Here is a 12373-nt window from a genome sequence, read left to right on the forward strand (position 1 = left end):
ATCGGGCCGGTCCGGATCGGGCCGGTCCGGATCGGCGGGGCCGGCGTCGCGGGCGCGTCCGCTCGGGCGCGGTCGCACGTTTCGCGGCAGTTCGGTTCATTCCAGTCCCCGTCCACGCGAGGGTCCGGCCCCCGCGCCAAGTTTCCGTCAGCAGGCGATCACAGCCACGCTAGGCAGCGATCGGCTCGGATCCGGGATTTCGGCTCCGCGTGCCGCAAACGCGGTTCACGGGCGTGAACACCTCGGCGCGAGGCATCCGCCGGAGTCGTTTTGGAATCTCACGCCCGAGCACGTATGCTTTCCTCTCGGTGGTTGTGCCAGTCACGACTTCCGGCCCCATCGTTTAGCGGCCTAGGACACCGCCCTTTCACGGCGGCAGCACGGGTTCGAATCCCGTTGGGGTCACCGCGAACGGCGGGTATAATTTCACAAGCATGGCCCTGTAGCGCAGTTGGTTAGCGTGCCGCCCTGTCACGGCGGAGGTCGCGGGTTCAAGTCCCGTCAGGGTCGCCAAGGCGACAAGCCCTTTCGAGAGAAGGGGCTTTCTCCTTATCGAGGCACGGTTTCGACGTCAGTCGGGCGGATGCCACGAGGCTCTGTAGCTCAGTTGGTAGAGCGTTCGACTGAAAATCGAAAGGTCACCGGATCGATGCCGGTCGGAGCCACCACGAAACCCCCGGGCGACCGGGGGTTTTCTTGTTCTGGAACCTCACCAGATGACGCCGCCGCCGATCGAGATACCTCCCCAGGTGAGCGCGATGAAGATCGCAGCGAACACCACGGGTGCGATGCCTTTCCCGCTCCGGGCGAGGCCCTTCAGTAGCGCGATCACGCCGAGGACCGCGGCGACGATCGACAGACCGCCGCCCACGATCAGCCCGATGAACAGCGGGATGGGCATCAGGACGAGTCCAGCTAGTGCAACCCAGAAGGCCGCCCACGCGGTTGGGTTCGTTTGGCGTTCAACGGCGTTCGACATGGGATCGATCCTCTCACCCGTCACACTGAAGATGCTTCAAAGGGCACCCGTACGCCATCTCTACGACACGCTCAGGCAGTCCGCGAGTGCGTCGAGATTAGCCCCGCAGCACTCCGGGAAGGCGAGCGCCGAGGCGGATGCACGATGCCTGCCGCTCGCTCTGAAGGATGCCGCTAACCCAAGAAGTAGTTCTGCAAAACTCACACCCTGAGCGTTAGAATTGCAACATGGAATCACGCGTAGCGCTTCGGGTGCTCGCCGAGGTGACGGAGTCTCAGTGGGGGCTGGTCACGTCGGCGCAGGCGCTCGCGCGTGGTGTGAGCCACATGAACCTCGCCCGTCTGGTCGACTCAGGCGACCTCATCCGGCTCGCCCATGGCGTGTACCGGGATGCCGGCGCGCCCGGCCCCGAGCACGAGGAGCTGCACGCTGCATGGCTCGCGACCGAGCCCAAACGACTCGCCTACGAGAGGCTGGCGGATCGCCCGCCGAGCGCCGTCGTCTCCGGCGAATCGGCCGCGAGCCTGCACGCTATCGGCAACCTCCGCGCCACGCGCAGTGAACTGACTACGGCAACCCGGCGGCAGACGCGACGAACCGACGTCCACTATCGAACGCGAAAACTCCCCGCCGAGGACGTCACAGTGCGCGGCGGCCTGCCGGTGACGACTCGTGAGCGCACGATCGCCGACCTCGTCGAAACCCGCGAAGACCTCACCAACGTCGGCAATGCGCTCCGCGACGCGGTCAATCAATCTGAACTGGACACCAGCCGACTCGCCGAACTGCTGGCACCACTCGCCGAACGAAACGGCCACCGCAGGGGCGACGGGGCAGCGCTGCTCGCCGAGCTCTTTCGAATCGCCGGAATCGATCGTGACGGTGTGATCAAGCGAATCGCCGCAGTGCCGGAGCTCAGCGCTCGCATCACGGTGGAGAATCTGGAGCGCCTCGCGAAGGTCGATGTTTCAACGCTGCGAGATCCGGCTCATCGACACCTGGCCATGACGCTGCAACCGCTCTTCGAGCAACTCGCTGTCAAGTCAGAGGAACTCCGTCGCGCGCTGGAATCGGTGGGTCACGACCGCGATGATGTCGCAGCCGGTGCAGACGGCCCGGCACTCGCAGAGATCCGCCAGGTCGCCGATGCCATGACGTCGGCTGACTGGGCCCGCCTCGCCAGCGCCCTTCAGCTCGCACGACCCCCGGAGGAGATCGACCACTCATGACCGAGCCCGAGAAGTACGGCAGCCCTGCCGCCGTCGAGTCCGCGATCAACGCCGCAGCCCGCAGAGCCAACGCTGCCGACCCGTCGCTCACGGTGCAGGAACGAGTACGGCTCGAGTACTTCAATCGGTTCCTGAGCCGCATCTTCTCCGAACCGGACAACACCGAGTGGATGCTCAAGGGCGGCACGAGCATGCTCGCCCGGGTGCCTTCCGCACGCGCGACGGTCGATGTCGACCTCTTCCGCGCGAACCGCTCGATCGACGCCGCCCTTGACGACCTCCGCCGGCTGGCAGTCCTCGATCTCGGCGACTTCTTCCGATTCGAATACCTCGATCACACCAGCGCGGTGGGCGGGGACCAGCAGACCTCCACCGAGGGGTACGGCGTCCGTTTCGACGTGTACGTCGGCGTCAAGCGGAAGAACCCACTGCACGTCGACCTCGTCGTCAACGCCCTCACCACCGGCGACGCCGATACCGCCAGCCCCGCCAACGCCCTCGATCTTCCGAGGCTTCCAAGCCACCCGTACCGCCTCTATCCAGTCGTCGACCAGATCGCCGACAAAGTCTGCGCAACCCTCGTACGCTACGGCGGTCACCCGTCGAGCCGAGAGAAGGACCTCGTCGACCTCGTCGTGCTCGCCGTCACCCAAGACGTCGACGCTCACCAGCTGCGCCGGGCACTCGAAGGCGAGGCACGCAACCGGTCTCTGGCGCTGCCCGTCGAGTTCACCGTCCCAGCCGCTTGGGGTGCCCGCTACGCCAAGCTCGCCGCGCCTCTCCCGGCATGCACCGACTTCCGCACGGTCGTCGCCGCGACGGGACTCATGCGGTCATTCCTCGACCCGATCCTCGCCGGCGGCGCCGAACAGATGGCTTGGCATCATGACCTGCGCGCTTGGATGCCCTGAGACCGGCCCGAGCCGTGCAGACAGCCACAGTCTTGACCGCGACAGGGAGCGGGGCAGAGCGGAGGCCGCGCCGTCCTGATCTGCCTGCTACTGAACGGCGACGAAGACGTCGTCGCCGAACATGCCCGGAGTCACCCGGATGAGGCCGTTGCCGTCGGCGGGGATGGCGATGACTTCGTTGCCGGTCGAGACACCGCCCGTGTAGAGCTCGTCGAATCCGAGTGCGGGTTCTGGCGCGACCGCGGTGTGGTCGGAGGGGGTGAGGACTTCGCCGGTGGCCGTGACGAAGTCGAGGCCGACCATGGCGGCAAAGCCGGAGTCGGCGCCGGTGTAGGTGATGGTGGTGTTGATGATGGCGTACACGAAGCCTTCAGGGGGTGCTTCGTTGAACATGTTGGCGGCAAGCACGGCGTCGGTGCCGTTGAGGGTGACGCTGTTGATGACGACGTCGTATTCGTCGCCGCTGATCACGGTGCCGAGCGGGACGGGGTTCTCGCGGGTCCCTGCTTCCGGCGCAGCTGCCCCCTCAGACGGCTCTTCTTCGGTGACAGTCTCGGATTCGTCCGTGGCGGCGGACGGTTCGGTGATCGTGACGTCGGTGCCTCCGAACGCGTCGCTGAAGGATGTTGCGACGACGGCGAAGAACACGATGAAACCGACGACCGTGCCGACGATCGATGCGATGAGGGCAGTGATCGCCGGCCACTTCTTGCCGTTGAGGAACAGCGCGACGATCGAGAGGACGAACGCGATCGGAAGCAGAATCCAGCCGACGATGAGTGCGCCCGGGATGCACGCGAACAGGAAGCCGACCGCTGCGGTGATCAGCGCGATGATACTGAGGACATGCGGCTTGCTCGCTGCCGCCGCGGGCGCGAGCGTGCTCTGCGGTGCGAGTCCGGTGATGGTGGCGCTCGTGCCGGGGGCGGTGTGCTCAGTCCACTGGGCTCCGTCCCAGTAACGCTGGGCGCCGTTGCCGTCGTCGTACCAACCTGCGGGGGTGTTGTGGTTCGTCGGGTCGCTCACGATGGATCATCCTGGCAGGCAGACGCGGCAGATGCTGTGTTGTTCCTACGCCCCAGAACGGGGGTGTCTTGGGCAGCGCCACGCTCTACGGAGGCGAGAACCTCATGCCTGGTGCGGGCTCGCCAGGATGCTCGCCTAAGCCGTGGTCGGCTAGAACATCAGCTCGAACGCAGCCCGCTGAAGCAGGAATCCGATCACCACGGCGGCAGTGATCCCGAGAAGCACCCACAGGCCGACCTTCGTCGATCGAGAGGCCGCGTGCTCAAGCTTCATGCCGGGTTCCCAGTCTTCCAACCGCCTCGCCATCGGCGCCTGTGGTTCGGCTCTCGCCGGCGGGGGCCATGGCTGGGTGTGTTCGCTCCACGCCCGACCGTCCCACCAGCGGAAGACCGGCGCGCCCGCCGGATCGTTGTACCAGCCGGGCGGCGGAATCGGTGGGGTTGAGGCCATGGGTGCAGCGTAATCCTCGAACGGCGGAGAGCTTGGAGCACATCCTCCCGGTGAAGAGGCCGACGATCTCCGCATCTATGCAATGATTCACCGCATGAGCCTGTGGAGCACTGATGCCGAGGCTGGGGCGCTGGCCGGCGTGCGCGTGGTCGACTTCGGGCAGTACATCGCGGGGCCGATGGCCGCGATGCTGCTCGCGGATCAGGGGGCCGACGTCATCCGCGTCGACCCGCCGGGCGGGCCGAGATGGCCTTCCCCCGCGAACGCGGCGCTGCTGCGGGGCCGCCGGAGCGTCGTGCTCGACCTCACGTCGGAGGAGGATCGCGAGCGGGCGGTGAAGCTCGTCGCGTCCGCCGATGTGGTGATCGAGAACTTCCGGCCCGGCGTGATGGACCGGCTCGGGCTCGGCGCCGGACGGTTCACGCGCATCGCGCCGCAGCTCATCTTCTGCTCGATGCCCGGCTTCGGCGCCGACGACGAACGCGCCGACCTGCCGGGCTGGGAGGGCGTGGTCATGGCCGCGGGCGGCGGCTACTCACTGACCGGGCTGCGCATCGGCGGCTCGACCACCGCCGGCAGCCCGGCGGCGTTCTCGCCGGCGCCGCTCGCGTCGGTGTTCGCCGCACTCGAGACCGCGATGGCGGTCGGCGCAGCACTGATCGCGCGCGATCGCGACGGACGCGGCCAGCGCATCGAGGTGCCGCTGTTCGATGCCCTGTTCGAGGCGAGCGGCGTGCAGGGCATGTCACTCGAACGCAGCCCCCTCCGCGGCACGAGCTTCGGCAGCGGCCTGTTCCGCTGCGCGGACGGCCGGCACCTGACGTTCGTCGCGCAGTGGTTCCGGCATCTCGTCTGGTTCGTCGAGGCCGCGGGCAGGCAGGACTGGATCGACGAGGGCCTCGTCGACCTCGACCGACTGCGGGCCGACCCCGAAGCCGCCGCCGAGTTGCAGCGCCGCCTCACCGACCTCTTCGCGACCCGCGACGCGTTGGAGTGGGAGGAGCTCGGGCGGCAACACGGATGCAGCCTCGCCATGGTGCGGTCGACCGCCGAGTTCGCGGCCGAGCCGGCGGCGACCGAGTCGGGAGCCCTCGCGCGCGTCGTCGACCCGCTGCTCGGCGAGCTCCTCGTACCGGGCATCGCGGTCGACCTCACCCGGTCCGCGGGGCGCATCGCGCCGCGGACCGCGCCAGGCGCGGACACCGCCACCGTCATCGCGGCGCTCGATGCGCTGCCGGGACCGGGCGCGGCACCCGAACCGGCACCGGAACCGGCGCACGAACCCGCGCCCGCGACCCGGCGGGCGCCTCGGCGGGCACCCCTCGACGGCATCCGGGTGCTCGACCTGTCCCGGGTCGTCGCCGCACCGACCACCGGCAAGCTGCTCGCCCAGCTCGGCGCCGACGTCGTCAAGCTGGACGTCGACCCGGCGGGAAGCACGGCCGCGTTCGAGGAGCCCCTGTTCCACGTCCACCTCAACCGGGGCAAACAGACCGTCATCGCCGACCTCTTCACCGAGGAGGGCCGGGGCGTGTTCGCGGACCTCGTGGCCTCGTGCGACATCCTCGTGCAGAACTTCACGCTCGGCACGGCCGAGCGTCTCGGCACGAGCGACGAGCAGGTCCGGAAGCTCGCCCCAGGGCTCGTGAACCTCTACCTCAATGCGTTCGGCACCAGGGGGCCATGGGCCGGACATCGCGGCTATGCCGAGCTCGCGAACGTGTCGTCGGGGCTGTCGCACTTCACGCTCGGCGACGGGATGCCGCCCAGCGGATCTTCGCCGTCCATCGATTTCCCGCGCTGGATCTTCACCGACTACGCCACGGGCGTGCTCGGAGCGTTCGGCGCCATCCTGGGCCTGCTCGACCGCAGCAGCACGAACCGGGGCCAGCTGGTCGAGACCTCGCTGCTCAGGGCGACGGCACTCGAGCAGATCCCGTGGATCGTCGGCGACCCCGACGCGGCGATCGCACGATCGTGCGGACGCGCGGCGACCGGCTGGGACGCACTGCAACGGCTGTATGCGACCGCCGATGGCTGGCTCTTCCTGGGAGCCGCGCCCTCGCAGACGCCCCAAGTGCGCGCCGCGCTCGGGCTCGAACCCGACGCCGCGCTCGGACTCGAACCCGACGCCGCACCCGTCGACCTGGAGTCCGAGCTCGAGGCCCGCCTGGCCCGGCTCCGCGCCGACGAGGCGTGCCGCGCGCTCCACGCTGCCGGCGTCGGCGCGCACGAGGTGACCAGCCTGCCGGGCCTCATGCGCGAGGGCGGACCGGTCGACCGGCGCGGGCTCCGCGCGAGCGATCGATCGCCGCGCCACGGCGAGGTGGTCATGCCCGGCCCGGTCGTGCGCTTCTCGGAGACGCCCATGCGAGCCGGCACCCTGCCCGCGGAGTTCGGCGCCGACCTCGACGCGGTGCGCGCCCGGGCGGCGCGCTGAGCGGGTTCCACCCAGGTCACCGCGCCCAGGGAAAGGGGCCGCCGGGCCGGCGAGGAGGATTCACCGGCCCGGCCACCGAAGCCCCACGCGGGTAGATCGCGGTCGGCATCGATGGCGCAGGTCCCTTGGAGTGCGCGTCTTCAAGCGGAAGCGAAGTGCAAGCCCCCCGGCTTCAACTCCCGCGACCACGCCGTTCACGGTGTTGAGGAGGCTGATTACCCGAAAATCAGCCGCCGCCGACCCGGCGTGGTGCCCCGATCATAGCAACTTCGTCGCGTGAATCGTCGAGCCGATCCGCACGCGTCGAACCACGGAACAACCATGTCCGTCATCGGAACAGAATGACGACGAACGCTCGTGCGGTTCGTCTCGCCGACGTACGCTGAACCCACGGCGGCCGACGGGACTTTCGCGACGACGACCTCACCCGAGCGAACTCGCCTCTGCCATCTCACTGGCCGGTGACGTGGATCTGATGCGCGGATGGGATGAACATGGGCCTTCTCGTCTACAACGGCGGTACGGCGATCGAGATCCCCGACCGCACGCTCGCACATCTGCAGGCCGTCTTCATCGACAAGCTGCGCCGGCTCGAGAACTTCTCGTTCTGCTGGGACGACGGTCCGCGCCGATACGTGCTCTGGCTCGGCCCGGCCGTGCCGCTCGAGTTCATCTATTCGGGCAACCGGGCGCCGGCGCTGAACCGTCGCTGGCTCGAGCAGCTCGCGATGTCCGCGGGCGCGAGCGGCGGCCTCGTCGTCATGCCCGAGCCGCCGATGCCCGAACCCCAGGCGGCCCAGTCACCCCAGTCACCCCAGGCACCGCAGGCACCGCAGGCACCGCAGAGCCAGCCGGCCTAGCGAGTGAGCGTCGCGTTCGGCAGCTCGCCGTAGGCCGCGCGGTAGTCGGCCGCGAACCGCGACAGATGCACGAACCCCCATCGCCGGGCGATGCCCGCGGTCGATGCGCCCGGCTCGGCGGCGAGCAGGTCGGCGCGCGCGCCCTCGAGCCGGATGCGGCGCAGCCGCTCGCGCGGCCCCTCTCCGAGCTCGCGTACGAATGCGGCGTGCAGGCCGCGCGATGAGACCGACACGGCGGCGGCGACCTCCTGCACGCTGATCGGCTCGCCCGCGTGCTCGTGCAGGTACTCGAGTGCGCGCGCGACCGTGGTCCGGCCCGCCCGCGGCGTGGCGCGGTCGCGCCAGCCGGTCGGGTAGACGTGCAGGAACGCCATCGCGAGCCGGTGGAAGGCGGCCTGTTCGATGATCGGCGACTCGAACGCCTCCGGTGCGGCGGCCATCGCGAGCCGGATGCCTCGGGCCGTCGCCTGCCAGTACCGCGCCGCCTCGCGTGAGACGGGACGGGTGCTGAGCCGGTGCACACGCGCGCCGTCGTCTCCGGTCGCCTGGCGCGCGACGTCCTCGACCGCTCGCCGATCGAGCGCGATCGCGCGCGCGTGCACGGTGTCCCAGGTCGCGACCAGCCCGTCGTCGGGGGCGAGGTAGGGCATGGAGAGATCGACCTCGCGGCCCCGGTGCTCCACGCGGTATCGCTCACCGCGGCTCTCGACGACGATAAGCTCCTCGGCGCCGGCGTGAGCCGAGCCCGGGGTCTCGAACGCGTACTCGGCGAGCGAGAATCGCGGCGCGCGCGCGAGCTCGAGCCTGGTGCGGAACTCCGCCGGCTCGCCACTGCCGAGCCGCAGTGCGGGGAAGTACGGGGCGAGCGCCTGTTCGGCCGCGCCAGGGTCGACGAGCGTCATCGACGCGAGCTCGATCCTCGCGATCGGTCGCGGCCTCGACCCCGGTCCGTTCATCGGCGCAACGCCTCGGACGGGAGCTCCCCGTACGCGGCGAGATAGCTCGCCTCGAACCGGTCCACGTGTGCGAAGCCCCAGCGTCGGGCGACCTCGGGCACGTTCGTCGTCTCAGTGCTCCCGGCCCGCAGTTGGGTCCGCGCCGCGTCGAGCCGGACGCGCTGCAGCGCACGGCGAGGCGTCTCGCCGAGCTCGCGCGTGAACGCGTAATGCAGGCCGCGCGTGGAGATCGGCACGGCCTGGGCGATGTCCTGGACCGTGATCGGTTCACCGGCGTGGGCGTGCACGAAGTCCATGGCCCGGCGCACGGTCGCCGAGAGATCCGACGGGGTGCGCTCGGCGGGCTCGTCCCGCCAGTTCGTGGGGAACGCATGCAGGAACGCGGTCGCGAGCTGCTCGAACACGGAACGCTCGATCATGGGCTCGCCGAGCAGCTCGGGTGCGGTGGCCACGGTGCCGCGCACGTCGGCGACGACGGCCCGCCAGTGGCGGAGCGCGGCGGCGTCGCCCGGGCGATACCCCGTGCGGCGGAGCCGCAGGTCCTCGCGCCCCGACGCCGCACGGGCGACGGCGCCGAGCGAGGCCGGCGCCAGACCGATCGCGACGCATTCCACCGCCGACCAGTGCCCGGCGAGTCCGTCGCGCGGGGCGAGGAAGGCGTCGGCGGACGCGATCTCGGCTCGGCCGTGGCTCAGCGCGTAGTCCCGGCCGGTGCTGTGCACGACCGTGAAGTCGTCGGTGTTGGAGACCCCGCCTCCGCGTCCCTCGAACGCGTAGTCGATGACGCGGAATGAGCTCGCCGCCGTGGAGGCGACGCGCGCGCGGATGCCCGATGACGCGGCCCGGGTGAATCGGATCGAGGGGAAGTACTGTTCGAGGGCGCGCTCGGCTCCGGCGGCGTCGAGTGCGACGACGCCGGTGACACTGATGCCGGCCACGCCAGCCTCCTCGCTCAGCCCCACGAGCTGGGGGGGTGGGGCCAGCCTAGGCGACGGTCCCGCCCGATCGCTCGCCGCCGTCGCCGCGCGATGACGCCCGGTGACGCTCGACGGCGGCGACCTCTGAGGCGGTGCCGAAGCGCCGTCGGTGCCAGAGGCCGATGACCTCGAGCGCCACCCACGACGCCGGCACCACGATCGCCATGTCGATGAGTGTGCCGGGCCCGGGCATCTGGAGCTGCAGGAACTCGATCGCGATCGGCACGGTCAGCACGAGCACGAGCCCGGCGACCATGGCCAGCACCACGGCCGCCTTGATCCACGTGAACGGCCGCGAGAGCACCGTGAGGATCCACAGCCCGATGAGCGCGAGCGTCACCATGCTCGCGGTGCGCACCGCCGCCTCGGGCTCGCCCAGCGCCCTCGCGTGCCCGGAGACGATGGCGATCGCGATCGCGACGACGAGGCCGGCGGGGATCGCGAACGAGAGCGACCGGCGCAGGAACCCCGGCACGTAGCGCCTCGCGTTCGGCAGCATGGCCAGCAGGAACGCCGGGATGCCGATGGTGAGCCCGTCGGTGATCGACAGCTGCCGTGGCAGCAGCGGGAACGGCCACAGCAGGATGCCGAACAGCACCGACATCGCGATCGCGTACGAGGTCTTCGAGAGGAACAGCATCGACACGCGCTCGATGTTGGCGATGACCTTGCGCCCTTCGGCGACGACGCCCGGCAGGTGCGAGAACCGGCCGTCGAGGAGCACGATCCGGGCGACGGCCCTCGTCGCGGCCGATCCGGACGCCATCGCGATGCCGAGGTCGGCGTCCTTGATCGCGAGCGCGTCGTTGACCCCGTCGCCGGTCATCGCGACGGTGTGGCCGCCGGCTTTCAGCGCGCGCACCATGTCGCGTTTCTGGGTCGGCGACACCCGGCCGAACACGAGGTGCTCGTCGAGCACGCGGGTGAGGTCCGCCTGGTCGGCGGGCAGCTCACGCGCGTCGAAGCCGTCGCCCGCGTCGAGCCCGACCTCGCGCGCGACGGCCGCGACCGTGAGCGGGTTGTCGCCCGAGATGATGCGGACGCCGACCCCCTCCTTCTCGAAGTACGCGAGCGTCGCGGCGGCGTCGGAGCGGACGACCTCGCGGAACGTCAGCAGCACGACGGGTCGGAGCCCGGCGGGCAGCACCGCGCGGTCGGTCTCGGCCTCGGTGAGCGGTTCGGGCGCGAAGCCCAGCAGCAGCGTGCGCCGGCCGGTCGCGGCGAGCGTGCGGGCACGCTCGAGGGCGACGGATGCCTCGGCGCCGTCGCCGTCCGAGAACATGAACTCGGGCGCGCCGAGGACCCACGTGCCGCGGGCATCGTCGTCGAACGACACCGCGCTCCATTTGCGCGCGGACGAGAACTCGATGCGGGCCGAGGCCTCGGGCGAGGCATCCGTGAACTCGTCGGTGAGGCAGCGCGCGGTCGCGTTCGCGGCCGGCTCGGTGCCGTACCAGGCGAGTGCGCGACGCCAGCCCTCCGGCAGGTCGTCGCCGGGACGCCCGTCGTCGAGCGCGTGCACCGCGTCGAACCGCACCTCGCCGGTCGTGATCGTGCCGGTCTTGTCGAGGCAGATGACGTCCACGCGCGCGAGGCCCTCGACCGCGGGCAGTTCTTGCACGAGCACCTGATGCATGCTCAGCCGGACGGCGCCGACCGCGAACGCGATGCTCGTCATGAGCACGAGGCCGAGCGGGATCATCGCGATGACCGCAGCGACCGAGGCGACGGCAGCCTCACGCCACTCCCCCGTGTCGATCGCGTGCTCCCAGCCGCCGGCGGCCTGCATGTTCGCGTTCACGACGATGGCCATGATCGGGAAGATCGCCCACGTGATCCAGCGCAGGATGCGGTCGATCGAACGTCGGAGCTCGGAGTTCACGAGCGAGAACCGCTTGGCCTCTGCGGTGAGCTTGGCCGCGAAGGCCGCGTCGCCCACGGCCGTGACCCGTGCGAGCCCATCGCCGCCGACCACGATCGACCCGGAGAGCAGACGGTCCCCTGGCAGCTTGTCGACCGGGTCGGACTCGCCCGTGAGCAGCGACTCGTCGGCCTCGAGGCGCGTGGCGTCGAGGACCGAGGCATCCGCCGTGATCTGGTCGCCCGAGCGCACGACGAGGAGGTCGTCGAGCACGATGCCGCGCACCTCGATCTCCTGCTCGACACCGTCTCGGAGCACGCGCGCCTTCGGCGCGTGCATGAGCGCGAGCCGGTCGAGTGCGCGCTTCGCGCGGTACTCCTGCGTCACGCCGACCACCGCGTTCGCGATCGCGGCGAGGCCGAACAGCGCGTCCTGCCAGTACCCGAGGATGAGCAGCAGTGTGAAGCCGGCGACCACGATGCCGTTGAACAGCGTCAGCACGTTCGCCCGGAGGATGCTCCAGATGCTGCGGCTCGAGGCATCCGTCACCGTGTTGGCCCGGCCCGACGCGACGCGCTCGGCGACCTCGGCCGCCGTGAGGCCGCGCTCGGCGACGAACGTACCCGGGGCGTGCGACGCGGCGGGTGCGGCCGGCTCGGCCGTGGTCCCGTGCGGATCGCCCAT

General features: G+C 70.2%; 11 protein-coding genes and 3 tRNA genes. 7 read left to right on the plus strand and 7 right to left on the minus strand.

All coding sequences use genetic code 11. From position 1 onward, the window contains the following. Positions 1-332 precede the first annotated feature (332 nt). The 3 genes from RH864_RS01490 to RH864_RS01500 all read left to right on the plus strand — a co-directional run bounded on the left by RH864_RS01490 (position 333) and on the right by RH864_RS01500 (position 668). Positions 333-405: transfer RNA gene (locus RH864_RS01490), tRNA-Glu, on the plus strand. A 31-nt stretch (positions 406-436) separates the two neighbouring features. Next, positions 437-513 (plus strand) — tRNA-Asp (locus RH864_RS01495). A gap of 79 nt (positions 514-592) precedes the next feature. Then, positions 593-668: transfer RNA gene (locus RH864_RS01500), tRNA-Phe, on the plus strand. Between the two features lie 41 nt (positions 669-709). Here RH864_RS01500 and RH864_RS01505 read toward each other — a convergent pair. Together RH864_RS01505 and RH864_RS19195 are read right to left on the minus strand one after the other, a co-directional pair. Then, positions 710-979: a hypothetical protein gene (locus RH864_RS01505; RefSeq protein ID WP_310515726.1), complete on the minus strand. Its 270-nt coding sequence runs from the start codon at positions 977-979 to the stop codon at positions 710-712. Between the two features lie 60 nt (positions 980-1039). Then, positions 1040-1216, minus strand: a complete 177-nt coding sequence (locus tag RH864_RS19195) for a barstar family protein (RefSeq protein ID WP_396129933.1) — start codon at positions 1214-1216, stop codon at positions 1040-1042. Between RH864_RS19195 and RH864_RS01510 the strand changes: the two genes are divergently transcribed. Together RH864_RS01510 and RH864_RS01515 are read left to right on the plus strand one after the other, a co-directional pair. Beyond that, positions 1207-2208 (plus strand): type IV toxin-antitoxin system AbiEi family antitoxin domain-containing protein, encoded by a 1002-nt coding sequence (locus RH864_RS01510; RefSeq protein WP_310515727.1) that lies wholly within the window; start codon positions 1207-1209, stop codon positions 2206-2208. The genes RH864_RS19195 and RH864_RS01510 overlap by 10 nt on opposite strands. Next, a complete protein-coding gene (locus RH864_RS01515; RefSeq protein ID WP_310515728.1) occupies positions 2205-3119 on the plus strand; it encodes a nucleotidyl transferase AbiEii/AbiGii toxin family protein in 915 nt (304 codons plus the stop codon). Before RH864_RS01510 ends, RH864_RS01515 begins: the two co-directional genes overlap by 4 nt. An 87-nt stretch (positions 3120-3206) precedes the next feature. On the opposite strand, the gene RH864_RS01520 is transcribed toward RH864_RS01515, so the two are convergent. Continuing rightward, entirely contained in the window at positions 3207-4145 is a 939-nt protein-coding gene (locus RH864_RS01520) for a DUF2510 domain-containing protein (protein WP_310515729.1), read from the minus strand. 150 nt (positions 4146-4295) lie between these two features. After that, complete coding sequence (locus tag RH864_RS01525) at positions 4296-4595, minus strand: DUF2510 domain-containing protein (protein WP_310515730.1); 300 nt, start codon at positions 4593-4595, stop codon at positions 4296-4298. A 94-nt stretch (positions 4596-4689) separates the two neighbouring features. Between RH864_RS01525 and RH864_RS01530 the strand changes: the two genes are divergently transcribed. Next, complete coding sequence (locus tag RH864_RS01530) at positions 4690-7035, plus strand: CaiB/BaiF CoA-transferase family protein (protein ID WP_310515731.1); 2346 nt, start codon at positions 4690-4692, stop codon at positions 7033-7035. Positions 7036-7529: 494 nt separating this feature from the next. Next, positions 7530-7895: a DUF7882 family protein gene (locus RH864_RS01535; protein ID WP_310515732.1), complete on the plus strand. Its 366-nt coding sequence runs from the start codon at positions 7530-7532 to the stop codon at positions 7893-7895. On the opposite strand, the gene RH864_RS01540 is transcribed toward RH864_RS01535, so the two are convergent. From RH864_RS01540 to RH864_RS01550, 3 genes are read right to left on the minus strand one after another with little or no spacing between them, the layout of a single operon-like run. Then, the gene (locus RH864_RS01540; protein ID WP_310515733.1) at positions 7892-8851 is read right to left on the minus strand and encodes a helix-turn-helix domain-containing protein; all 960 of its coding nucleotides are present in this window, start codon (positions 8849-8851) and stop codon (positions 7892-7894) included. The two genes, RH864_RS01535 and RH864_RS01540, sit on opposite strands and share 4 nt — an antisense overlap. Continuing rightward, positions 8848-9789: a helix-turn-helix transcriptional regulator gene (locus tag RH864_RS01545; RefSeq protein ID WP_310515734.1), complete on the minus strand. Its 942-nt coding sequence runs from the start codon at positions 9787-9789 to the stop codon at positions 8848-8850. Before RH864_RS01545 ends, RH864_RS01540 begins: the two co-directional genes overlap by 4 nt. A 46-nt stretch (positions 9790-9835) precedes the next feature. Beyond that, entirely contained in the window at positions 9836-12373 is a 2538-nt protein-coding gene (locus RH864_RS01550) for an HAD-IC family P-type ATPase (protein WP_310515735.1), read from the minus strand.

Origin of the sequence: Agromyces aerolatus (assembly GCF_031432255.1) — a bacterium.
Taxonomy (GTDB): Bacteria; Actinomycetota; Actinomycetes; order Actinomycetales; family Microbacteriaceae; genus Agromyces.